The organism is Stenotrophomonas oahuensis (assembly GCF_031834595.1).
GTDB lineage: Bacteria > Pseudomonadota > Gammaproteobacteria > Xanthomonadales > Xanthomonadaceae > Stenotrophomonas > Stenotrophomonas oahuensis.
The window spans coordinates 2,439,270-2,462,834 of sequence record NZ_CP115541.1; the positions used below are offsets into that span (position 1 = coordinate 2,439,270).

A 23,565-nucleotide genomic window follows, 5' to 3' on the forward strand; every position below is an offset into this window, starting at 1 on the left:
GGCCGGCGTCACCCTGAACTCACCAGCGGTAACTGACGCCCACGCTGGCCCCCAGTTCGCGATAGCCCTCGCCACCGCGGCCCAGGTCAAACTCGCCCCACGCCGCCAGGCCTCCGCCAAACTGCGCCTGCCCACCCACGGCCAGTGTCGTCCACGTCCGCGGACCGACTGCATCCAGTGCTTCACCGTCGAAGCGAAGTCCGCCGGCTTCATCGCGATGATGCGCATTGAACTCCACATACGGCTTCAGATGCGCGCGGGCAGCGGCCACGTCGCCTTCCAGGCGCAGCCCCAGTCGCGTGGAGAGACCGCTGTCAGCGATCTGCTCGACCACGGTGCCGTTGTCTTCCACATGCGCGTCCATCGCTGCCCGGGTGTGGGTGACCTGCACCTGCGGTTGCAGGTGCCATGTAGAGGTGCCGATTTGACCGGCACGGAAACGGTAGCCGGCCTCCAGCGTGCCTTGCCACAGCTGCGCGTCATACTGCTCCGCGGCAATGCCTTCGCCCTGCACACGGTTGCTGAAGCGACCGTGCTGCACCGACGCATCCAGATACAGCGCCTCGCCGGCCCAGTGCGCATACACACCCAATGCCCCGCCTTCAACTCGACTCTGTGCAGCGTAGCCGGTGACGGTGGAACGCGCGGTGCTGTCGGCGCGGCCGGCGGCCAGCATCGCGCCCACCCGGCCCTGGCCGTGATCGAAGCCGGGGATATCGGCTCCCACCTGCAACCGCTGCTGCTGTGTGCGCAGCGTCTGCTGCCCGGTCGCCTGCATGCGTTGCTCGCTGTGCCCGGTGGTGGCCCAGGTTCGCGCACCTTCCACCGCGTCTGCGGCGATCATCCGTTCGCGGGCGCGGTGCTGCAGCAATCGGCCCATCGCGTACTGGTTGGCCAGGTAAGCCCCGGTTTCCGGACGCAGCACCGGCTGCGGAACATCGGGGTTGCCCGTATCGGGATCTTCGATGTCGGGATCCTCGATATCGGGGTCCTCAATATCCGGGTCCTCAATATCCGGGTCCTCAATATCCGGACCGTCCGGATCAATGGGTTCCACCGGCAGGGTGATCTCGCACTGCGGCAGGGTCGGATCCTGCAGGCACTCGTGCGGGGTTTCCGGCTGCTCCTCCAGCTGCGAGCGCAGGTACCAGTTGCCGTCCTCGCCCTTGTGCAGGAAGTACTCGTACTGACCGCCGACGGCGCGGCCGAGCAGGTCGAACTCGGCGTTGGACGCACCGCCGATGTTGATCAGTTCGATGCCGTTGACGGTCTGCGCGCCCTGGCCGCCGGCATTTCGGACGATCACGTCGGCCTGGCCATTGGCATCGCCGGTGATGATCAGCTTGTCGGTGGCGGATTCATCGCCGTTCAGCACGGTGTTGAACACGATGTCACCGCCGTTGCCGGTGAAGGTGTCCAAGGTCAGTGTGTTGAACTGACCGCCGGTTCCATCACCCAGCACCACGGAACCCGCCGCGCCGAGCGTCAGGTCGCCAAGCGTGCTGTCACCGGTCAGCGTCCAGCTGCTGCCGGTGCCGATGCTGGCAGCGGTCACGTTGTTGAAGATGCCCTTCAGGTGCGCGTTGGCCTGCAGCGACACATCCACGCGACCGTTCATCTTGCTGTCGTCGAAGGTGATGTTGCCTTCCAGCGTGCTGTTGGAGACGGAGAAGTTCACCTGGCTGGTGCTGGTGGCCTGCAGGCCGTTGAAAGCGCGCACCAGCAGCAGGTTGCCGTCGCCGCCGGTGAGGGTGGAGCCGTTGTTGACCTGGATGTCGACGGTGTTGTCGCCGTCGCCCTGCGCGGCCACTTCGATGGCGGCACCGCGGCCTGAGTTGATGTGCGAGCCGTCCAGGTGCACACGGAAGTCGTGCGCCAGCTCCTGCTGGCTGTGCACGATGATGCCGACGTTGGCGGCACTGATTCCGGAATTATTCTTCATCTCGATGCCACCCGCACGCAGGTAGGCACCAATGCCGGAAGCGTAATGGGCCAGATCGGCGCGGTCGGCGACACTGACGGTGGAGTTGTCCAGCAGCACGCTCGGGTTGCCGGTAGCACCCGGAGCCTGGATGCTGATACCGAAAGCGCTGACGCGGTTGTCGCCCATGCCGGGGCTGGTGGCATCCAACACGATCGAGCTGTTGGTCAGCGTGCCATGGCCGCCGCCGGTCACCAGCAGGCCACCGCCCACCAGTCGGGTGCCGTTGATCTGGCCCTGCGAATTGCGCAGTTCTAGCGCGTGCGCGAGGCCAACCGCCTCGTCGCGGGTCACCAGGGCGTTGTTCAGTTCGACACGGCTGTCCATGGCCATGATGGTCTTGGTGCTGCCGCCGTTGACGATCAACTCTGCGTTTTCTCGCAGGGTCCAGGCTTCAACCTGGTCGGCATCGGTGATGGTGCGGGTTTCGTCAACCAGGTCGGCGGCCAGTGCGCTGCTCATGGGCAGCGAAGACAGGGCCAATAACACGCCGCAGGCAAGTGGGCGCAGGGCCGGAGTGCGGCGGTGGGTACCGTCGTAGTGGGTCATTGCAGTGTTCCTTGGGGGAGAGGAATCCCGCAGCGCACTGGCGCGCACACACGCTCGCCGGTCCCGGCGCAGGGCCGGGACCGGGCAGACAGGCGAAAGACGAGCTGACGCTGCGAGGGCGCGCAGTTTCAGATTTTTCCTACCCCATCCCTATGCAACTAGTTTCAAAACCGCATCGCATGATCACCAGCGGTACGCCGCACCGATGCGTGCGACGGTGTCGCGGTGGCGAGTCTCGCCGTGGCTGGCACCGACCTCGCTCCACGCCGAGAGGCCATTGCTCAGCTGCAGCTGGCCGCCCAGGTTGAGTTCGGCGCGCTGGCGCGGCACGCCGCCCAGGACCGTCTCGCCGTCGAAGACCATGCCGGCGTGGCGGGTGTCGCGGTAGCCGTTGATGGCGACGTACGGAGCGAAGCGGCTGCTGCCGATCACAGTCTCACCTTCCAGGCGCAAGCCCACGCGGGTGGACAGACCACTTGCGCCGCTGCTACGGACCACGGTGCCGTTGGATTCCACATGTGCGTCGGTACGGGCGTCGGTGTAGATCAGCTGCAACTGCGGCTGCAGGTTCAACGCCATGCCACCGATGCCGCCCAGGTCGAAGCGGTAGCCTGCTTCCACTGCACTCTGCCAGGCGCGGCTGTCATAGCGCTCGGCATCCAGGCCTTCGCCGTGCACGGTGTTGCGGAAGCGGCCGTGCTGCACCGAGGCGTCCAGATACTGTGCGTCATTGGACCAGTGTGCATAGGCACCCACGGCACCGCCTTCCACGGTGGCTTCGGCGCGGTAGCCGGTCACCGTCGAACGAACGGTCGCGTCGGCCTTGCCGGCGCTGAGCATCGCGCCAACGCGGCCCTGGCCGCCGTCGAACACGCCGATGTCGGCACCCAGCTGCAGGCGCTGGCGGGTGGATTCAAAGCGCTGTTGACCGGTCAGCTGCTGGCGGCTTTCGGCGACTTCGGTCGACGCCCAGGTGCGCAGGCCGTCATCCGTTGCATCGTTCGCCATACGGCGCTGCGCGCTGTGCTGCAGCAGCTGGTGCATGGCGGCTTGGTTGGCCAGGTACGCCCCGGTTTCCGGGCGCAGCACCGGCTGCGGCACCGGCGGTTCCCCGGTATCGGGATATTCCGGATCGATCGGTTCCACCGGCAGGGTGATCTCGCAGTGCGGAAGTTCCGGATTCTGCAGGCACTCATGCGGGACGTCGGGCTGCTCGTCCAGCTGCGACCGCAGATACCAGTTGCCGTCATCGCCCTTGATCAGGAAGTACTCGTATTGCCCGCCGACGGCGCGGCCCAGCAGGTCGAACTGCGCGTTGGACGCACCATCGATGGTGATCAGCTCGATGCCGTTCGCTGTTTGTGCGCCCTGTCCGCCGGCATTGAGTACAACCACGCCGGCGTGACCTTCAGCATCGCCGGTGATGTGCAACTTGTCCGTGGCTGAGCTGTCATCGTCCAGCACGGTCCTGAACATGAAGGTGCCGCCTGCTCCGTGGAAATTCTCCAGCGTCAGCGTGGTCAACTGTGCGGCGTCAACGCGGTCCGACAACCTCACCACTGCGGAGCCATCCAGTGTCAGGTCGCCCACCGTGCTGTCGCCCGTGAGCGTCCAGATGCTGTTGGAGCCAATGCGCGCTGAAGTGACGTTGTCGAACACACCCCTCAATCGTGTCCCTTTTTCAAGAACAACGTTGACACGACCGTTCATCTGGCTGTCGTCGAAGACCACGTTGCCTTGCAGCGAACTGTTCGACACGGTGAAGTTCACCTGGTTGTCGCCATAGGCGACACTGTCTTTGTAGTGGCGGACAAGCAGCAGGTTGCCGTCGGCGGCCTTGATGGTGGAACCATTGGCGGCGATCACGTTGAAGATCGCGTTGGCGTTCCCCGATCCGGCGAACTCGATCCCGGAAGCGCGTCCCGCCTGGATGTGTGAACCATCCAGCTCCAGGTTGATGGGGTGATCCCGCCCCGCCCCGACCACGACAACACCCACATTGGCAGCATCCATCACGGAGTCATTGCGCAAGGTCAGCGTACCGGCCGTGATATAGGCACCGACACCGGAGCTGTAATGGTTCTGGTCGGCGCGGTCGGCCACTGTGATCCGCGAGTTGTCCAGCACTACGCTCGGGTTTGCAATTGCGCCTGTGCCGCCGTCATTGATACTCAGGCCCCAAGCAGGGCGGGCGTTGGTGTCAAACCCCGGGGCGCTGCCGCGCACCTCGATGTGGCTGTCGGTCAGGGTGGCGCTCGAGCGCCCCGCCACCCAGACGCCGCCATCCACAAATCGGCTGTTGGTCGCGATGGCGGTGCCGTTTCCCAGCACCTGTAATGCATACGCCTGCGTTGTCGGGGGGCCGTCATTGCGGATGACCGTGGCACCGGACAGCATCAGCGCGCTGGTGTCGTTGACGCTGATCGTATGCGTGGTGGCACCGCGGACCTGCAGGCTCGCGCCATTGATCAGCCGCCAAGCTTCAACGGCGTGTCCCTCATCGATACTGACGTGTTGGTTGTCCAGTTCGCGTGCGTGTAACGCGCCGAGGGGCGCTGCGACGAGGGCGAACAGAACTCCGCAGGCCAGCGGCCGCAGGGCAGGGCGGTGTGGGGCACCGGAAGAGATAAGCATGGTGGGTTCTTTGCGGACGTCGGAAACGGCCGCCACCATCCCCGACTGACACGCCGGGCACCATGCAACAAATTGCAACGATTCCGAGGCGCTCAGCCCGGCGGCAGCACCTTGCCCGGGTTCAGGATGCCGTCCGGGTCCAGCGCCTGCTTGATCGCCCGCATCGTGGCCAACGTAGCCGGAGTGAACGCCTGCGCCATGAAGTCGCGCTTGGCCAGGCCGATGCCGTGCTCGCCGGACAAGGTGCCACCCAGCGCCAGGGTGAGTTCGAAGATCTTCGGCAGCGCGGCATGCGCGCGTGCGTTTTCGTCGGCGTCATCCGGGTGATACAGGATGTTGACGTGCAGGTTGCCGTTGCCGGCGTGGCCGAAGGTGACGATGACCAGGTGGTACTCGCGCGCCAATGCCTGCACGCCGGCCACCAGGTCGGGAATGCGCGACACCGGCACCACCACGTCCTCGTTGACCTTGCCGGGGGCGATGCTCTTCAGCGCCGGTGACAGCGCCTTGCGTGCCGCCCACAGCGCTTCACGTGCACTGCCTTCCATCGCCACGTCCAGCGCCAGCATGCCGTCGCCCTCGGCGGCATCGGCCAGCGCCTGCAGCAGATAGGGCAGGGTGTCGTGGTCGCCATCGGCCTCGACCAGCAGCATCGCACCGGCCTCGGGCACCTCGGCCCCGTTACGGCGCAGCAGTTCCAGGCTGCGCGCATCCATGAATTCCAGCCGGGCGGGCACCACCGGTTGCGCCATCAGTCGCGAAACCGCGGCCGCGGCGGCATCGGCATCGCGGTACAACACGCGCAGGCCGGCCTGGGTCACTGGCCGCGGCGTGAGCTTCAGGGTGGCTTCCACGATCACCGCCAGCGTGCCTTCGCTGCCTACCAGCAGATGGGTGAGGTCGTAGCCGGTGGCGTCCTTGGTGTAGGCCCCGCCGCATTGAATCAGCTCGCCGGCCCCGGTCACCGCGACCAGACCGAGCACGTTGTCGCGGCTGGTGCCGTACTTCACTGCGCGCGGGCCGCCGGCATTGCAGGCCAGGTTGCCGCCGATGCTGCAGATGTCGGCACTGGACGGATCCGGGGCCCAGAACAGGCCGTGCGGGGCCAGTGCATGCTGCAGGTCGCCGTTCAGCACGCCCGGCTCGACCACCGCGCAGCGGTTGCCCGGCTGGATGTCCAGAATGCGGTTCATGCGTGCCAGCGACAGCACGATGCTGCCGTTCACCGGCACGGCAGCGCCGGTCGTGCCGGTGCCGGCACCGCGTGCCACGATCGGTACACCATGCGCACGGCAGGCGCGCACGATGGCCACCACCTGTTCGCGGTCGGTGGGCAGCGCCACGCCCGCCGGCAAGGCATGCCGCCACGAGTTGTCCTGCGCGTTCGCTTCCAGCGCCGCCGCATCGGTACGCCAGCCGTCCGCGCCCAGCAGCGCACCCAGTTCAACAGAAAAAGCAGCAGGCAAAGAAGCGTTCATCAGGCAAATCCACAATCTTCCAATCGGAACGCTCCGCGCAGCCAGGTCAGCTGCACCGGCATCCCACTTGCATCGACCACATCAAACCGGCACGGTTGTTTCGCCAGCGCCGGATGCCGCTGCAGATACAACTGTGCCGCCAGCACCACTTTGCGTCGCTTGCGCAGATCCACCGAAGCCGCGCCGCCACCAAACCGCGCATCGGCGCGATAGCGCACTTCCACGAACACCGTGGTGTCGCCGTCGCGCATCACCAGATCCAGCTCGCCGCCTTTGAAGCGCACGTTGCGCGCCAGCAGCGTCAGCCCCGCCTCACGCAGGTGCACCAGCGCGGCCGCTTCCACCGCCGCGCCGCGCTGCGCCCGTGCGCTGGTCACGCGCGGCTCAGTTGGCGACCGGCATCGGGCGACCACCGCTGAAGGTGGACCATGCCGGCACGCGCAGCACGTTGCCGTTGCTGTCCAGGAACAGCGTGCCGGTGGCACCGGCCAGACCGCCTTCGTTGGCGACATTGTCCAGATACGCGCTGATCTTCCAGGCGTCGAAGCCGAACGCGAACAGACGGCCGGCCGCGCCACGCGCGGTGGGCAGGATCTGACCGGCGGTGCTGGCCGAGGGCAGCCCGGGCACGCCACGCACGTTCCAGGCTTCGTTCGGATAGACGATGCCGTCCAGCGCCATGTCTTCTTCCGGCTTGCCGGTACCCAGGGTCAGCTGCGAGGTACCGACGCGGCTGGCACCGCCGGCACCCGCCAGGGCCAGCTGCGGAGCCAGCTGACGGGCCTGCGGGGCCTTCACTGCCAGCAGCACGCCGTCGACCGCGCCGGCGGCACGGATCTGCGCGCCGATGTCCCCGACGGTTTCGTTGATGCCGATGGTCGCCACGACCTGCCCGCCGCGTTGGCTGAAGCGTTCGCGGAAGGCGGCAGCGGTACGCCGGCCGTTGTCGTCATTGCTGTGCAGCACCAGCACCTTGCTGCGTTCGCGGCCGCGCAGGTACTCGGCGGCGATGATGCCGTCGTCTTCCGGGGCCAGCGAGAAGCCGGCGCTGCCGGCCGGCGGGCTGCTCTTGCCGCGGTTCAGCGCCAGCACCGGCACCGGCAGTTCGGTGCGCCCGAACACCGCGTCCACTTCGTCGCGGCCCAGTGGCCCGACCACGAAGTCGACACCGGCCACGATGGCTTTGTCATAGGCGGCGATCGCGCCGGCCGGGGTGCCGGCGGTGTCGATGAACTGGATGTCGGGGCGGCGGCGGGTTTCACCGTAGTAGCCGCTGAGCAGGCCGTCACGGACCGGCTGCGCGGCCGTGGCGAGGCGGCCGCTGAGTGGCAGCAGCACCGCCATCTTCACCGGCGGGCGGTAGCCGTCGCTGAGTGCGGGCGGGCGCTTGCTGGTGTCGAACTGGGCCACGCCGTCGCGGTCGAACGGGCGCGGCAGCGGCAGGCCACGGGCAATCAGCGCACGCCCGGCAAAGTTGTACAGCGGCTCGTTGGCCGGCAGCGCCGCAGCGCGGGCGCGCAGGGTGGCGTCGTCCAGCTGGCCGAGCAGGCCGGCAATGGCCTGCTGGTTTTCAGCGCGCGCTGCGCCGCTGAGGGATGCATGCGCGCGGGCGCGTTCGGTCGCCGCACCGATCACGTCGCCGCTGGCCTGCAGGGCATTGGCGCGGGCCAGCTGCCAGCGCGTGCGCAGCGTCGGGGCCACGGTGTCCGACGACTCCTTCAGGGCGGCCAGTGCCTGCACCGGCTGGTTGTCGAGCAGGGCCAGCTCGGCGGTGGTCAGGTGGTAGCGCTGCAGGCTGGCACCGCTCAGGCCACGCGGGGTGACCTGGGCCAGCAGGCTGCGGGCGCGGGCGTTGTCGCCAGCCTCATGCCAGGCGAAAGCGGCGTCGGCCAGCGCCGCGCTGCGGGCGTTGCCGCGCAGGGTGTTGGCCAGGGCCTCCAGCTGCACCGCGGCATCGCGCGGCTTGCCCTGTTCGATCAAGGCCAGGGCCTGGCTCTGCGCCGGCGATTCCGGGGCGCTGGTCACGCTGGTGGTGGCGCAGCCGGCCATCAGCAGCAAAGCAAGCGACAGGGCAGAGATCCGGGCGGCGGGCGTGTTCATGATCAGGTCCATTCGATGGGGCAGCCGTAGGCGGGTACCTGTACGATTCTACCCTTGACCTGTGAGTGCCGTTGCGATGAGTGCTGTCCCTACGCTGTATGTCGTTGCCACCCCGATCGGAAACCTCGCCGACCTGACGCCGCGGGCGCAGGAGGTGCTGCGCTCGGTGGCCGCGATCTGCGCCGAGGACACCCGCCGCAGCGGCCAGCTGCTGGCCCATTTCGGCATCCAGCAACCGCTGGTGGCGCTGCACGACCACAACGAGGACGCGCTGGCCCAGCGCATCGTCGGCCGCCTGCTGGCCGGCGAATCGCTGGCCCTGGTCAGCGACGCCGGCACCCCGCTGGTCAGCGACCCGGGTTACCGGCTGGTCCGCGCCGCGCGCGAAGCCGGCGTCCGGGTCAGCCCGGTTCCCGGAGCCTGCGCGGCGATTGCCGCTCTGAGCGTGGCCGGCCTGCCCAGCGACCGCTTCACCTTTGAAGGCTTCCTGCCGGCCAAGGCCTCGGGTCGCCGGGAACGGCTGCAGGCGCTGGCGGGGGAAACCCGGACCCTGGTGTTCTACGAATCCTCACACCGCATTGCGGAATCGCTGGCCGACATGGCCGACGCGTTCGGCCCGCAGCGCCCGGCGGTGCTGGCCCGCGAGCTGACCAAGCTGTTCGAGACCGTGCTGGATGGCGACCTCGCCAGCCTGCGCGCCCAGGTCGAAGCGGACGAGAACCAGCGCAAGGGCGAGTTCGTGGTGATGGTGCAGGGCGCGGCGGATGACGCCGAAGCCCAGCTGCAGCACGGGCGGCGCGTGTACGCCAAGCTCAGCGAGCACCTGCCGCCGTCCACCGCGGCCAAGCTGGCCGCTGAGCTGACCGGTGCCCCGCGCAAGGCGCTCTACGGCAGCTGAACCTTGATCCCCTCGCGCTGGGCTTCCGGAGCGTTGGCCAGATTCTGGAGCTGTCGCACGCGGCGGTTGCGGCGCGGTACCGACGGATCGAGTGCCGCGAGCTGATTGTCACGATGGCCGAAGCGTCGGTTCACCATGGCAACCCACTGCCAGACATGTGCCCGTTGCTCGCGCATGGCGACGCTGCACGGGCGTTCGAATCCCAGTGAACCCTGCTCCTCGCGCGGCAGCATCAGGTTGAGCAATGCAGTGCTGTAGTCGCCTTGCAGGTCGTCCTCGTTCAAGCCCAGCCAGCCCTGCAGGGCAGCGGGGTTCCCGCCCGCTTCATGCAGCACTTCGCCGATACGCAGGCGCTGCGCATGGGGCATCTCACTGAGCGGCAGCCGGCGCAGCACGTGCGCTAGCCCCGCATACAGCACCTGATATTTCAGCAGTTCGGGGTTGAGGGTGAAGGGTGTGGTCGTCTCCTTCAGCCACGTCTGCAGGTCCTCGGCGACGCGCCTGCCCAGTTGCTCGCGCAGCGGTTCCAGTACGGTAATCAGTGCGCGCGCGTTGCCGGTGCGTTCGGGCACATTGCAGTCCAGGGCGTGCACGAGCTCCTGTACCGGCGTGGCGGGCAGTTCCGAGCCGGGGCAGGGCAGCACGGTGCCAAGCGGAAACGCCATGTGCCGGCGCAATGCGGCATCGCCTTCTTCAATGGCCTCCATGAGCCCGCGAGAACCGTCATCGGCTTCACGTGGTGAGGGTGCATTGAACAGGTCCACCGGAACAGGGCGTGTCCCGGCGCGCTCTGGCTGCAGTACCGGGGAGGGCGCGCGCGGCACGGCAGGGGCGGCGTGAGTGATGGCGTACATGCGGGGCCTCGGTCAGGGCAGCAGCAGGGTGATGCCACGGCGCTTCGCTTCCGGCGTCTTGCTGAGAAGTTCCAGCTGCCCGGCCCGGACCTTGTTCTCCCGGGTCAGGTGCATGTAGTTCCAAGCCGGGTGCGCAACGGTGTAGCCGAAGCGCCGGTTGATCATCGCGGCGCGCTGGTAGGCGAGCGCGCGTTCGGTGCGAAGGGCCCGCCTCTGCGGATCGGTGACTTCACGCGATGCGGTCATCGGGTTGGGTCTAAACGCATCCAGTTGCAATGCAGCCGCCCGTTCCGCGGGGATCAGGCGGTCCAGCAGCGCTTCGGCGCGAACCAGTTCGAGTTCGGGATGGGTCAGGCATAGACCGTCACGCACCGACGCGGTGCGTGCCCCGGCATCGCGCAGGGATTCGCCGATGCGCAGGCGTTGCGCGGGTAGCAACAGGGTGCGCTGAAGTTCGATCAGGATCTGGTCGAGTCCGGCGCACTCGATGCGGTCCTGCAGGTGCTGGCCGAACGGCGGTGCATCGACACTGTCCGACCAGCGCCGCAGGTCCTCGGCGGTTGTCCGCGCCAGCAGCACCCGTCGTCCCGACAGCCCGTCGATGAGCGTCTGCGCGTCTGCGGTCCTGGCCGGGGTCTGCGCATCTCGTCCGTGCGCCATCATCTGGCACAGGGTCAGGTCGTCCGTCTTGATCCGGACCATCAAGGCCCGAGGTGACTCCGGTGCGGCGGTGGCAATGTTTTCAACGGGCAGATTGACCAGATTGCGCAGCGCCAGGGGCGACGGCGTCGGGGCAGTTGCAGGGGCGGCGCGCACTGGCTGGGTGGGCGCGTCGTTGACGGGCGGGTGCGTGGAAACGGGCCTGGGCATGCGGGAACCTCGGTTCGGCAGTCCAGCCGACGCTAGCCTGTCAGCAGGGTGCCGACTTTTGAGAAACGCGCATTCCAGATGAACGCGCCGTGCCACATGCGACAGCCGGGGCTGTCGGTTCGTGCCCGGGTGTGTGAAAATGCACGCGGCGGAGTCGGCTAGACAGTCGCGTCATTCCTTCGGGAATGCCGAGGAAAGTCCGGGCTCCACAGGGCAAGGTGCCAGGTAACGCCTGGGCGGCGCAAGCCGACGGAAAGTGCAACAGAAAGATACCGCCTACGTTCTCCTCGGAGAGCCGGCAAGGGTGAAATGGTGCGGTAAGAGCGCACCGCGAGTCTGGTAACAGACCGGCACGGCAAACCCCACCTGGAGCAAGACCAAATAGGGTCCTATGACGTGGCCCGCGTCGGGACCGGGTAGGTTGCTTGAGCGCCACGGAGACGTGTCGCCTAGAGGAATGACTGTCCACGACAGAACCCGGCTTATCGGCCGGCTCCGCCTTTTTCCTCTACGTGGTTGACGCGCATGGCGCGTCACTACGCCGCCTGTAGTGACGCGCCATGCGCGTCAATCAATCTTCCATCGGTTCGTCATCCCAGGCGGTGCGGTACTGCGTGCTGGAGATCAGATGCTGGTCGGTGTGCGACCACAGCACCACGGTGGTGAATTCGTCCACGTCGATGTCGTGAGGGACATCCAGCAGGAACCGCGATTGCGGGGTGATCTGGCCGACCCGGCGCGCGCGCGGCTGGCTGCGCAGGAAGTCGTCGCGATTGGCGATGCGGTCGCTGGTCAGATAGACGGTGCTGCTGCGGCGGGCAGATGCCGGCACCGACATGCGGCCATCAAAGGCAATCCGGCCATGGCTGACGCCCACCCGCCCGTCCGCCCAGTACAGACGGCTGCTGCCGGGGTGGTCGCGACGGAAATGCACCTGGTAGGGCGCGTCGGTCAATGCGCCCTCCACCTGGGCACCGGGGGCCGCGCCGGCCACACCCTGACCGGCACACAGCAGCAATCCGGCTCCCAACCCGAGGCCCAGGGCCAGGGAATGGGTCAGTACGACACGCTGGGTAACGGAACGCATGCGATCTCACCGGGCAGGGCGCGCCAGTATGTGTACCTGGGGCTGTCGCAGGTGCCCCATCTACAATGATGCACCTCGTTCAGTGCCATTGCCGACAGTCTGTCAGGGCCCATCAATCTGCAGCGCGCTCTCGCCCACACAGGTGCCGGCCGGGTCGAAACGGCGCTCGCGGATGAAGCCGCGCCCCTGCGCATCCAACGCAATGATCGTGCTGGCCCGTGTGCCGTAATCGGCACTGCGGATGAATGCCGACGACAGCCAGCGCTCCCGTTCCAGGCCGATGCCGGTGTCCGGCAACTGCGCGTCGTCGGCCCGTGTGGTGTCCGCCAGCGCCTGCCACAACGGCTCCAGCGACTCGCTGCCACTGTCCAGCCAGGCCTGCATGGCCGCATTGAGGCGCAGGGTCTTGGGCCAGGGGGCGTCGAGCGGTCCGTTGGACAGCCCGTGAATGCCGGGGGTCAGGGTCTGACGGTGCGCGGGGTGATTGCCCAGGAACTCGCAGCTTGCGGTGTCGGCTAGCAGCAGGTTGAACGGCGCGTAGGCCGCCGCTTCCGACGCCAACCAGTCGGCATAGCGCCCTGCCGGTGCGGCATCGCGCAGGTAGTGGGCCACCAGCGCGCCGCGCGAAGGCCCGGTCTGGGCCGCCAGCGGATCGCGCACGTTGGTGACCACCGCCATGCGGCCGGTGCCGGTGATGCCGGCCCAGGTGCCGCCGGAGCGCAGGTCGCGACCGGCGCGCAATGCGCCTTCGGCCGCCGGCCACATCGCCAACGGGGCGGTGGGGCGGGCGTGGAACTCGTCGCGGTTGCCGGCCATCAACAGCTGCCAGCGGGGGTGGACCTTCCAGGCCAGGGTGAGCAGACACATGACCGGAATTGTGGCCGGTTTTGCGCAACCGCGCGCGGGTTGCGTCTGCCTGCGGCATGAATACGAGCGCAGGTTTCACAAGGCCTGCACAGGACTGAACTTCTGTTCAATCTCAAAATTTGAGACGAAACAGCAACTTGTGGATAAGCCTTGAACAAGTCTCTAAACATTGCTGCAAGCCCTTGATGTCCAAGGCGATTTGCCGCTCGCAAAGATGTTGACAACCCGAACGGCACTGCTAAGGTGGGCAACAGAGGGAAAACCGGGTTTTTTGTGGTTTTTCGTGGTTCAATGTTTCACCGGGCGAAGGAAAGGTGCAGGCGTCGTGTTTCAGGGCGAGACGGCCATCACAGTTGACGACAAAGGGCGCATGGCGGTTCCGACCGCGCATCGCGACCTGGTCGCGCGCGTGAGCAACAACCGGCTGGTCCTCACCTACAACCCGTTCGAGTCCGGCTGCCTGTGGCTGTATGCCGAGGAAGAGTGGGAACGGGTGCGCGACGACGTCATGGCCAAGCCCAACACGCAGCGCGTCGTGCGCCTTCTGCAACAGAAGCTGGTCGGTTCGGCCGCGCATCTGGAGCTGGATGGCAACGGCCGCATCAGTATTCCGGCCAGCCACCGTGGTGCCGTTGGCATTGAAAAGAAGGCGGTGTTGCTCGGCATGGGCGACAAGTTCGAATTGTGGAGCGAGCAGGCTCATCGCGCGTTGATCCAGCAGACGTTGTCTGACGAGGATCTGGGCGATGGGCTGCTCGACCTGAAGTTGTGAGCCGGGGTGCCCGGATGCGCGGCGGCGCGCAGGCCGGTCACCCGGTGTCGCAGTCGCCGGCAGGACACCTGCCGGTTCTGTACACCCAGGTCCTGGATGGCCTGAGGGTGATCGAAAACGGACGGTATCTCGATGGCACGTTTGGTCGTGGCGGTCACGCCCGCGGCGTGCTCGAGCAGCTCGGTCCGGGAGGCGCGCTGCTGGTCATGGACAAGGATCCGGAGGCAATTGCGGTAGCCGAGCGCGACTTCGCGCCGGACCCGCGCGTCTCGATCTTCCGTGGCAGCTTCGCTGACCTGCTGCACTGGCCGGCCACCGCCGAGGGACTGGACGGGGTGTTGTTCGACCTGGGCGTGTCGTCGCCGCAGCTGGACGTGGCCGAGCGTGGCTTCAGCTTCGGCAAGGACGGCCCGCTGGACATGCGCATGGATCCGGACAGTGGCCAGAGCGCCGCCGAATGGCTGGGCAGCGCCGAAGAGCGCGAGATCGCCGATGTGCTGTGGACCTACGGCGAAGAACGCCAGAGCCGGCGCATCGCCCGCGCCATCGTGGCCAAGCGCGCCAGCCAGCCGCTCACCCGCACCGCCCAGCTGGCCGAACTGATCGCGTCGGTGATGCCGCGCGGCAAGGACAAGATCCACCCGGCCACGCGCAGCTTCCAGGCGATCCGTATCCATATCAACCGCGAACTGGCCGACCTCGAAGCCGGCCTGGACGCGGCGATGGCCCGGCTCAAGCCCGGTGGTCGGCTGGCGGTGATCAGCTTCCACTCGCTGGAAGACCGTATCGTCAAGCAGTTCATGAACCGCCATGCCAAGGCACCGCCGGCCAACCGCCGGCTGCCCGAGCAGCAGACGTTCGTGCCCACGCTGGACCTGATCGGCGGGGCCATCAAGGCTGAAGACGACGAACTGGCGGTCAACCCGCGTTCGCGCAGCGCCGTGCTGCGCGTGGCCGAAAAGCGCGGGGAGGCTGCATGAGCCGCCTTCTGCTGGTGATTTTGCTGGCCGCCACCATCGCCTCGGCGATCGGTGTCGTGTTCATGCGCCACCGTCACCGGCAGACCTTCGTCGAGCTTTCGCGCGCCGAGCGCGCCCGCGACGAACTGAACATCGAATTCGGCCGCCTGCAGCTGGAACAGGCCACCCTGGCCGAAGCCACCCGCGTCGACCGGGTGGCACGTGAGCGCCTGGGCATGAAGTTCCCGGAAGCCAATGATGTCGTGGTGGTGCGCCCATGAACGGCTCCGGTCGCAACCGCGCACGCAACAGCTTCAACCTGCGCCGCCGCCTGCAGTGGGTGGGCCTGGCGCTGGGGCTGTGCTCGGTGTCGCTGGTCGGCCGCGCCGCCTACGTGCAGATCATCAACAGCGATTTCTACCAGCGCCAGGGCGAAGCCCGTTACCTGCGCGAGCTGCCGATCAACACCTCGCGCGGCATGATCACCGACCGCAACGGCGAGCCGGTGGCGGTGTCGACGCCGGTGGCCTCGATCTGGGTCAACCCGCAGGAACTGCTGCGCGCCCCCGACCGCATTCCGGAACTGGCCACCGCGCTGGGCATGCCGCTGGACGAGCTGAGCTCGAAGCTGTCGCAGAAGTCGGACAAGGAATTCATGTTCCTGCGCCGCCGGATCAACCCCGACGATGCGGAAAAAGTGGTCGCCCTGAAAATTCCGGGCGTGGCCTCGCAGCGCGAGTTCCGTCGCTTCTACCCGCAGGGTGAGGCGATGGCGCACGTGCTCGGCTTCACCAACATCGATGACCGCGGCCAGGAAGGGCTGGAGCTGGCCTTCGACGAGTGGCTGCGCGGCAAGCCTGGTGCCAAGCGGGTGATCCGCAACCGCAAGGGCGAAACGGTGGAAAGCGACCTGCTGCGCGCTGCCGAGCCGGGCAAGGACCTCACCCTCAGCATCGACCGCCGCATCCAGTTCCTGGCGTTCAAGGAGCTGCGTAACGCGCTGATCGAAAACAAGGCCGCCGGCGGCTCGATGGTGATCATGGATGTGGCCACCGGCGAGATTCTGGCCATGGTCAACCTGCCGACCTACAACCCGAACTCGGTCGGAGGCACCGCACCGGATACGCGCCGCAATCGCGCGGTCACCGACCTGGTCGAGCCCGGCTCGACCATGAAGCCGATCACCATCGCCTCGGCGTTGCAGACCGGTGCGGTCACCAAGGACACCATCATCGACACCAACCCGGGCTACATGGCCCTGGGTCGCTACACCATCAAGGACGTGCCGCGTAACAACGGCGTGCTCAACGTGACCGGCGTGATCACCCGCAGCTCGAACATCGGCGCGGCCAAGATCGCCGCGAAGATGCCCGACCAGGCGTTCTACGACTCGGTGCACAGCTTCGGCTATGGCTCGTCGCCCAACAGCGGGTTCCCCGGGGAATCCGCTGGCGTGTTTCCGCGCCCGGCGCGCTGGAGCGGTCCGTCCAAGACCACCATGTCCTATGGGTATGGTCTGAACGTGACTCCGCTGCAGATCGCCACCGCGTACTCGGCGCTGGGCAACGGCGGCAAGCTGATCGCGCCGACCTTCGTCAAGGGCCAGCACAACGAAGGCAAGCAGATCATTGATGAGAAGGTCGCCAAGGAAGTCGTGGCGATGATGGAAACCGTGGTCACCCAGGGCGGTGCCAAGGGCGCTGCCGTGCTCGGCTACCACGTGGCCGGCAAGACTGGCACCGCGCGCAAGGCCGGCCCGGGCGGCTACGAGCCGGGCCACTACAACTCCCTGTTCGCAGGCGTGGTGCCGGCCAGCAATCCGCGCTTTGCCACGGTGATCGTGATCAACGACCCGCAGGCCGGCAAGTACTACGGCGGCCTGGTGTCGGCACCGGTATTCCACAACGTCATGCAGGGCGCACTGCGCCTGATGGATGTGCAGCCGGACGATATCGATGCATGGCTGGCTGCCCAACAGTCCGGAAAGCTGGGGCATGCAGCGTCGTCGCTGCCGACCCCGCCGGCTGAGGCCGTCAACGCGCTCGACGCCGCCGCTGAAATCGATGCCGCGCTGCCCAGCGCGCATGCCACGTTGCCGCCCGCGCAGGGAGGCACGCAATGAGCCAGACGATGTTGCTTTCGCAGTTGATTCCCGACGTGGCGCTGCGCCACGACCCCGCCATTACCGGCCTGGTGCTGGACAGCCGCGCCGTGCGCCCGGGCAATGCCTTCGTGGCCATTGCCGGCTTTGGCGCGCATGGGCTGGGTTTTGTCGAACAGGCCAAGGCCGCTGGCGCGGCTGCCATTCTGTTTGATCCGCCGGCCCCGGCCGAACTGCCGGCTCCGGCCGATGCCATTGCCGTGCCCGGCCTGCGTGGCCGCATGGGCGCGATGGCCGACCAGTTCCACGGTCACCCGTCGCGGGCGATGACCATGGTCGGGGTGACCGGCACCAATGGCAAAACCTCCACCGTGCAGCTGCTGGCCCAGGCCTGGCATCTGCTCGGCACCCGCAGCGGCAGCATCGGCACGCTCGGCGTCGGCCTGTACGGGAATGTGGTGCCGACCGGCTTCACTACCCCGCTGGTGCTGCAGATGCACGAAGTGCTGGCCCAGCTGCGCGACGAAGGCGCGCAGGCCATCGCCATGGAAGTAAGCTCGCACGCGCTGGACCAGGGCCGTGTGGACGCGGTGCACTACGACGTGGCGGTGTTCACCAACCTCACCCGCGACCATCTGGATTACCACGGCGACATGGCCCAGTACGGCGCGGCCAAGGCCAAGCTGTTCCACCGCGCCGGCCTCAAGGCGGCGGTGGTCAATCTGGACGACAGCTTCGGCAGCGAACTGCTGCGCACGGTGGATCCGGGCATTGCCCAGATCGGGCTGAGCTCGCGCGGCGCGCAGCAGGCCACGCTGCGCGCGGACTCGATCACCCTGGATGGCCGCGGCATCGCGTTTGACCTGGTCGTCGACGGCGCGCGCCACCCGGTGCAGTCGCCGCTGCTGGGCCGCTTCAATGTGGACAATCTGCTCGGCGTGGCCGGCGCGCTGTACGCGCTGGGGCATGCCCCGGCCGACATTGCCGCGCTGCTGTCGCAGCTGCAGCCCATCGCCGGGCGCATGAACCGTCTCGGCGGCGAACACGGCCTGCCCACCGTGGTGGTCGACTACGCGCACACCCCGGATGCGCTGGGACAGGCGCTGCAGAGCCTGCACGGACACCTGCAGGGACGGCTGTTCTGCGTGTTCGGCTGCGGTGGCGAGCGCGACACCGGCAAGCGCCCGCAGATGGCCGCCATTGCCGAGCGTCTGGCCCAGCAGGTGATCGTCACCGACGACAACCCGCGTGGCGAAGACGGCGATGTGATCGTGGCTGACATCCTCACCGGATTCACCGCACCCGACACCGTGACCGTGCAGCGCAACCGCGCACGCGCCATCGGTCTGGCGGTGAAGCTGGCCGGTGCCGGCGACATCGTGCTGATTGCAGGAAAGGGCCATGAGCCCTATCAGGAAGTGCGTGGTGTGAAGCATGACTTCGACGACACGCTGGTTGCCGCAGCTGCCCTGAGCGCGAAGGAAGGCCTGTTGAAGCAGAACGCGGAGCAGGCCGAATGAAGCGCACGCCTCTCTCCTTGATCGCACACTGGGCCGGCGGCGAGATCTACGGCGATGACACCGTGATTGATGCGGTGAGCAACGACACCCGTACCCTGGCCCCGGGCAGCCTGTATGTGGCGCTGCGCGGCGAACGCTTCGACGGCCACGATTTCGCCGCAGATGCCTTGGCCCGTGGGGCCAGTGCCATGCTGGTCGAGCGCCTGCTCGACGTGGCCGTGCCGCAGGTGCTGGTGGCCAACACCGAACTGGCGCTGGCGCGCATTGCCGCCGGCATGCAGCGCGACCGCGCCACCCAGGTGTTCGCCATCACCGGCAGCAACGGCAAGACCAGCGTCAAGACGCTGCTGCTGGCGATTCTGCAGCAGGTGGCGCGCGAGGACCGCAAGGTGGTCTACGCCAATCCGGGCAACCGCAACAATGAAATCGGCCTGCCGCTGGCTGTGCTGGATGCGCCGGAAGACGCCGACTTCGCCATCTATGAGATGGGCGCGGGCAAGCCGGGCGACATCGCCTACCTGACCGACATTGCCCGGCCGCAGTACGCGCTGGTCAACAACATCGCGCCGGCGCACCTGGAACGCATGGGCAGCCTGCTTGGCGTGGCCACCACCAAGGGTGCGATCTACGCGGCGCTGCCGGCCGACGGGGTGGCCGTCATCAATGCCGACGATGCCTACGGCGCGTGGTTCGAGCAGCACGTGGTCGGTCATCCGCCGCGCAGCCGTGTGCTGCGCTACGGCCTGGACCACAGCGCGGATATCACCGCGCGCGACATCCGGATGACCGCCACCGGCAGCCAGGTCACCCTCCACACCCCGGTTGGCACCGCCGCGATCACGTTGGCGCTGCCGGGCCGGCACAACATCAGCAACGCACTGGCCGCCGCGAGCCTGGCTTTGGCGGCGGACATTCCGCTGGCCCAGGTGGCGACCGGGCTGGGCAATGCCGAGCCGGTGCCGGGCCGGCAGATCGCGCACACGCTGCCGGGTGGCGCGGTGCTGATCGACGACAGTTACAACGCCAACCCGGGCTCGCTGGCCGCCGCGATTGATGCGCTGGCCGCCGGCAAGGACGAAGGCTGGCTGGTGCTGGGCGACATGCGCGAGCTGGGGCCGGACGGTCCGGCACTGCACGCGCAGGCCGGCCAGCGTGCCCGCGCCGCCGGGCTCAAGCGTCTGTACACGCTGGGCCCGCTCAGTGAAGCAGCATCCACCGCCTTCGGCGAAGGCGGTCGGCATTTTTCCACCCATGACGCCCTGGCTGCTGCACTGGCCGGGGAACTGCACGCCGGCGTGCGCTGCCTGGTGAAAGGTTCGCGCGGCAGCGCGATGGACAAGATCGTAAAAGCGCTGCTGGCGCGAGGAGAGGAAAGCCCCCATGTTGCTTGAACTGGCCCGATGGTTGCAGCAGTTGGAGAGCCTGTTCGGGCTGTTCGGCTACCTGACGTTCCGTGGCATCCTCGCCGCGCTCACCTCGCTGTTCCTGTCGCTGTGGCTGGGCCCGGCGGTGATCCGCAAGCTGGCCCAGTTCAAGGGCGGCCAGCCGATCCGCAAGGACGGCCCGCAGACCCACTTCTCCAAGGCCGGCACGCCGACCATGGGCGGTTCGCTGATCCTGCTCACCGTCACCCTGTCGACCCTGCTGTGGGGCGACCTGCGCAACCACTATGTGTGGCTGGTGCTGGCGGTGATGCTCAGCTTCGGCGTCATCGGCTGGTACGACGACTGGATCAAGATCGTGCGCCGCGACCCGAACGGGCTGGCCTCGCGCTGGAAGTACCTGCTGCAGTCGATCTTCGGCCTGGCCGCGGGCCTGTTCCTGTACTACACCGCGGACGTGCCGGCGCAGCTGACCTTCTATATCCCGATGTTCAAGTCGGTGGCCCTGCCGCTGGCCGGGATCAGCTTCGTGGCCATCGCCTATTTCTGGATTGTCGGCTTCTCCAACGCGGTGAACCTCACCGACGGCCTGGACGGCCTGGCGATCATGCCCACCGTGCTGGTGGCCTGTGGCCTGGGTGTGTTCGCCTATGCCTCGGGCAACGTGGTGTTCGCCAACTACCTGCAGATTCCGCAGATTCCCGGTGCAGGCGAGCTGATCATCATCTGTGCCGCCATTGCCGGTGCCGGCCTCGGCTTCCTGTGGTTCAACACCTATCCGGCCATGGTGTTCATGGGCGACATCGGCGCGCTGGCGCTGGGCGCGGTGCTGGGCACCATCGCGGTGATCACCCGCCAGGAACTGGTGCTGGTGATCATGGGCGGCGTGTTCGTGATTGAAACGCTGTCGGTGATGATCCAGGTCGCCTCGTTCAAGCTGACCGGCAAGCGCGTGTTCAAGATGGCCCCGATCCACCACCACTTCGAACTGAAGGGCTGGCCGGAGCCGCGCGTGATCGTGCGCTTCTGGATCATCTCGGTGGTGCTGGTGCTCATCGGTCTGGCGACGTTGAAGGTCCGCTGATGAATGACCTGTCGCGCCAGGCAACCCGTCTTGAAGCCATCGGAGGCCGCTTCGATCCGTGGCTGCTGGGCGCGATCATCGCGCTGACGGGTGTGGGCGTGGTGATGGTCGCGTCGAGCTCGATCGCGCTGATGAGCAGCCCGTTCTACTACCTCAACCGCCATCTGATCTTCCTGGCGGTGGGCGTCGCTCTGGCCCTGCTGGCCATGCGCACCGAGCTGAAGAGCATCGAGCAGTACAACCAAATGCTGCTGCTGGGCTGCTTCGCGCTGCTGGTGGTGGTGTTCATTCCGGGCCTGGGCAGCAGCGTCAACGGCGCGCGGCGCTGGATCAACCTGGGCATTTCCAAGTTCCAGACCGTGGAAGCGGTCAAGGTGCTCTACATCGTCTGGCTGTCCAGCTACCTGGTCCGCTTCCGCGATGAGGTCAACGCGACCTGGCCGGCGATGTTGAAGCCGCAGGGCGTGGCTGGTGCGCTGGTGGTGCTGTTGCTGCTGCAGCCGGACTTCGGCTCGTCCACCCTGCTGCTTGGCATCACCGCCGGCATGCTGGTGCTGGGCGGGGTGAACATGCTGCGCATGTCGATGCCGGCGGTGATCGGCCTGGCCGCGATGAGCGCGCTGGCCATCTTCGAACCGTACCGCCTGCGCCGCATCACCTCGTTCATGGACCCGTGGGCGGACCAGCAGGGCGACGGCTACCAGCTGACCAACGCGCTGATGGCGGTGGGCCGGGGCGAGTGGACCGGTGTCGGCCTGGGCAATTCGGTGCAGAAGCTGTACTACCTGCCCGAAGCGCATACCGACTTCATCTTCTCGGTGACCGCCGAGGAGTTCGGCTTCCTCGGCACCTGCGTCATCATCGCGCTGTATGCCGTGCTGGTCGGCCGTGCGTTCTGGATTGGCATGCGCTGCGTGGAAATGAAGCGCCACTTCTCCGGCTACATCGCCTTCGGCATCGCGCTGTGGATCAGCATGCAGAGCTTTGTCTCGATCGGCGTGAACCTGGGCATCCTGCCGACCAAGGGACTGACCCTGCCGCTGATCTCGTCGGGCGGCTCCAGCGTGTTGATGACCTGCGTGGCGATGGGCCTGCTGCTGCGGGTGTCGTACGAACTGGAGCGCGCCGAGCGCCGCCAGGCGGTGCGCATGGGCGCGGCCGAAGGTGACGAGCCCGTGCACACCGGACCGAGCGCCAGCGAAGTGGCGGCAGCCGTGCAGGGCAGCCGCCCGGCCAATGCCTACACCGACACCGCGCCGGACAGCAGTGCGCGCAACAGCAGCGCACGCGGCACCAGCCGCATGCAGCAGCGCATTGAACCGACCTTCGGGAGGATGGGATGAGCGCCTCTGAACGTCCGGTCCTGATCATGGCCGGTGGCACCGGCGGTCATATCTTCCCCGGCCTGGCCGTGGCCCGGGTGCTGCGCGCGCGTGGCATTCCGGTGACTTGGCTGGGCAGCGACGGGGGCATGGAAACCCGTCTGGTGCCGCAGCACGACATCCACATCGACACGCTGGCAATCAGTGGCCTGCGTGGCAAGGGCAAGCTGGCGCTGTTGTCCGCGCCGGGCCGCCTGCTGCGCGCCATCCGACGCGCCGGCTTCCTGATCCGCGACCGCCAGCCGCGCGCGGTGATCGCCTTCGGCGGCTTTGCCTCCGGCCCGGGCGGTCTGGCCGCGCGCCTGCATGGCCTGCCGCTGCTGGTGCACGAACAGAACCGTGCGCCGGGGCTGACCAACCGCATTCTGTCGCGCTTCGCGCGGCGCGTGCTGACCGGCTTCCCGGGCAGCTTCGCCACCCGCGAAGAGCCGGTCGGCAACCCGGTGCGTGCCGAAATCGCCGCCATCGCGCCGCCGCAGGAACGTCTGGCCGGTCGCAGTGGTCCGCTGCGCCTGCTGGTGCTGGGCGGCAGCCAGGGTGCGCGCGCATTGAACAACGCCGTGCCCAAGGCGCTGGCCGCGCTCGGCAGCGAGGTCGCCGTGCAGGTCCGCCACCAGAGTGGCGAGAGGCTGCACGCCGAAGCCCTGCAGGCCTACGCCGACAACGGGGTCAGCGCCGACGTGCAGCCGTTCATCGCCGACATGGCCGACGCCTTCAGCTGGGCCGACCTGGTGGTGTGCCGTTCCGGTGCCTCCACCCTGGCCGAGCTGTGTGCGGTGGGCGTGGGCAGCGTGCTGGTGCCGTTCGCCGCCGCCGTCGATGACCACCAGACCCGTAACGCCGAATACCTGGTCGAGCGCGACGCCGCCGTGCTGCTGAAGCAGGACGACACCCTGGCCGCGCGCCTGCCGGACGTCCTGCGTGACCTGTCAGCCGATTCCGGCCGCCGCATGCAGATGGCGCAAGCCGCGCGTGCGCTGGCCAAGGTCGATGCCGCTGAGCGCATCGCCGACATCATTCTTGAGGAAGCCAAATGAACACCGTTAC

19 protein-coding genes and 1 other RNA gene are annotated in these 23,565 nt (G+C 67.4%); 11 read left to right on the plus strand and 9 right to left on the minus strand.

Going from position 1 to position 23,565, the window contains the following annotated elements; genetic code table 11:
• Positions 1–19: 19 nt before the first annotated feature.
• The 5 genes from PDM29_RS10680 to PDM29_RS10700 all read right to left on the minus strand — a co-directional run bounded on the left by PDM29_RS10680 (position 20) and on the right by PDM29_RS10700 (position 8,742).
• Complete coding sequence (locus PDM29_RS10680) at positions 20–2,530, minus strand: autotransporter family protein (RefSeq protein ID WP_311190159.1); 2,511 nt, start codon at positions 2,528–2,530, stop codon at positions 20–22.
• 183 nt (positions 2,531–2,713) lie between these two features.
• A complete protein-coding gene (locus PDM29_RS10685; RefSeq protein WP_311190160.1) occupies positions 2,714–5,164 on the minus strand; it encodes an autotransporter family protein in 2,451 nt (816 codons plus the stop codon).
• Between the two features lie 92 nt (positions 5,165–5,256).
• A complete protein-coding gene (locus PDM29_RS10690) occupies positions 5,257–6,642 on the minus strand; it encodes an FAD-binding oxidoreductase (RefSeq protein WP_311190161.1) in 1,386 nt (461 codons plus the stop codon).
• Positions 6,642–7,019, minus strand: a complete 378-nt coding sequence (locus tag PDM29_RS10695) for a YraN family protein (RefSeq protein WP_311190162.1) — start codon at positions 7,017–7,019, stop codon at positions 6,642–6,644. The genes PDM29_RS10690 and PDM29_RS10695 overlap by 1 nt, the downstream gene beginning before the upstream one ends.
• A gap of 7 nt (positions 7,020–7,026) precedes the next feature.
• Positions 7,027–8,742, minus strand: a complete 1,716-nt coding sequence (locus tag PDM29_RS10700) for a penicillin-binding protein activator (RefSeq protein ID WP_311190163.1) — start codon at positions 8,740–8,742, stop codon at positions 7,027–7,029.
• A gap of 76 nt (positions 8,743–8,818) precedes the next feature.
• Here PDM29_RS10700 and rsmI point away from each other — a divergent pair, with 76 nt between their 5' ends.
• Entirely contained in the window at positions 8,819–9,640 is an 822-nt protein-coding gene (gene rsmI / locus PDM29_RS10705; RefSeq protein WP_311190164.1) for a 16S rRNA (cytidine(1402)-2'-O)-methyltransferase, read from the plus strand.
• On the opposite strand, the gene PDM29_RS10710 is transcribed toward rsmI, so the two are convergent.
• Together PDM29_RS10710 and PDM29_RS10715 are read right to left on the minus strand one after the other, a co-directional pair.
• Positions 9,628–10,494, minus strand: a complete 867-nt coding sequence (locus tag PDM29_RS10710; RefSeq protein WP_311190165.1) for a hypothetical protein — start codon at positions 10,492–10,494, stop codon at positions 9,628–9,630. The genes rsmI and PDM29_RS10710 overlap by 13 nt on opposite strands.
• A 12-nt stretch (positions 10,495–10,506) precedes the next feature.
• Positions 10,507–11,310, minus strand: coding sequence for a hypothetical protein (locus PDM29_RS10715; protein ID WP_311190166.1), 804 nt, complete (start codon positions 11,308–11,310; stop codon positions 10,507–10,509).
• Positions 11,311–11,514: 204 nt separating this feature from the next.
• Between PDM29_RS10715 and rnpB the strand changes: the two genes are divergently transcribed.
• Positions 11,515–11,865, plus strand: an RNA gene (rnpB, locus tag PDM29_RS10720) — RNase P RNA component class A.
• Between the two features lie 70 nt (positions 11,866–11,935).
• Here rnpB and PDM29_RS10725 read toward each other — a convergent pair.
• Both PDM29_RS10725 and PDM29_RS10730 read right to left on the minus strand, forming a co-directional pair.
• Positions 11,936–12,451, minus strand: coding sequence for a hypothetical protein (locus PDM29_RS10725; RefSeq protein WP_311190167.1), 516 nt, complete (start codon positions 12,449–12,451; stop codon positions 11,936–11,938).
• Positions 12,452–12,553: 102 nt separating this feature from the next.
• Positions 12,554–13,318, minus strand: coding sequence for an NRDE family protein (locus PDM29_RS10730; protein ID WP_311190168.1), 765 nt, complete (start codon positions 13,316–13,318; stop codon positions 12,554–12,556).
• A gap of 325 nt (positions 13,319–13,643) precedes the next feature.
• On the opposite strand from PDM29_RS10730, the gene mraZ reads away from it, so the two are divergent.
• The 9 genes from mraZ to murG are packed head-to-tail and all read left to right on the plus strand — an operon-like array spanning position 13,644 to position 23,555.
• Positions 13,644–14,090, plus strand: coding sequence for a division/cell wall cluster transcriptional repressor MraZ (mraZ, locus tag PDM29_RS10735; RefSeq protein ID WP_311193763.1), 447 nt, complete (start codon positions 13,644–13,646; stop codon positions 14,088–14,090).
• A gap of 14 nt (positions 14,091–14,104) precedes the next feature.
• Positions 14,105–15,070 (plus strand): 16S rRNA (cytosine(1402)-N(4))-methyltransferase RsmH, encoded by a 966-nt coding sequence (gene rsmH / locus PDM29_RS10740; protein WP_311193764.1) that lies wholly within the window; start codon positions 14,105–14,107, stop codon positions 15,068–15,070.
• Positions 15,067–15,330 (plus strand): cell division protein FtsL, encoded by a 264-nt coding sequence (gene ftsL / locus PDM29_RS10745; protein WP_125361894.1) that lies wholly within the window; start codon positions 15,067–15,069, stop codon positions 15,328–15,330. The genes rsmH and ftsL overlap by 4 nt, the downstream gene beginning before the upstream one ends.
• Positions 15,327–17,171, plus strand: coding sequence for a peptidoglycan D,D-transpeptidase FtsI family protein (locus tag PDM29_RS10750; protein ID WP_311190169.1), 1,845 nt, complete (start codon positions 15,327–15,329; stop codon positions 17,169–17,171). Before ftsL ends, PDM29_RS10750 begins: the two co-directional genes overlap by 4 nt.
• Entirely contained in the window at positions 17,168–18,670 is a 1,503-nt protein-coding gene (locus tag PDM29_RS10755; protein WP_311190170.1) for a UDP-N-acetylmuramoyl-L-alanyl-D-glutamate--2,6-diaminopimelate ligase, read from the plus strand. Before PDM29_RS10750 ends, PDM29_RS10755 begins: the two co-directional genes overlap by 4 nt.
• Positions 18,667–20,061, plus strand: coding sequence for a UDP-N-acetylmuramoyl-tripeptide--D-alanyl-D-alanine ligase (locus PDM29_RS10760; protein ID WP_311190171.1), 1,395 nt, complete (start codon positions 18,667–18,669; stop codon positions 20,059–20,061). Before PDM29_RS10755 ends, PDM29_RS10760 begins: the two co-directional genes overlap by 4 nt.
• Positions 20,051–21,136 carry a phospho-N-acetylmuramoyl-pentapeptide-transferase gene (gene mraY, locus PDM29_RS10765; protein WP_125361898.1) on the plus strand — a complete coding sequence of 362 codons (1,086 nt, stop codon included), beginning with the start codon at positions 20,051–20,053 and terminating at the stop codon, positions 21,134–21,136. Before PDM29_RS10760 ends, mraY begins: the two co-directional genes overlap by 11 nt.
• On the plus strand, positions 21,136–22,479 hold the full coding sequence (gene ftsW, locus PDM29_RS10770; RefSeq protein WP_311190172.1) for a putative lipid II flippase FtsW: 1,344 nt from the start codon (positions 21,136–21,138) through the stop codon (positions 22,477–22,479). The genes mraY and ftsW overlap by 1 nt, the downstream gene beginning before the upstream one ends.
• Positions 22,476–23,555, plus strand: coding sequence for an undecaprenyldiphospho-muramoylpentapeptide beta-N-acetylglucosaminyltransferase (gene murG / locus PDM29_RS10775; RefSeq protein ID WP_311190173.1), 1,080 nt, complete (start codon positions 22,476–22,478; stop codon positions 23,553–23,555). The genes ftsW and murG overlap by 4 nt, the downstream gene beginning before the upstream one ends.
• The last annotated feature ends 10 nt before the right edge of the window (positions 23,556–23,565 follow it).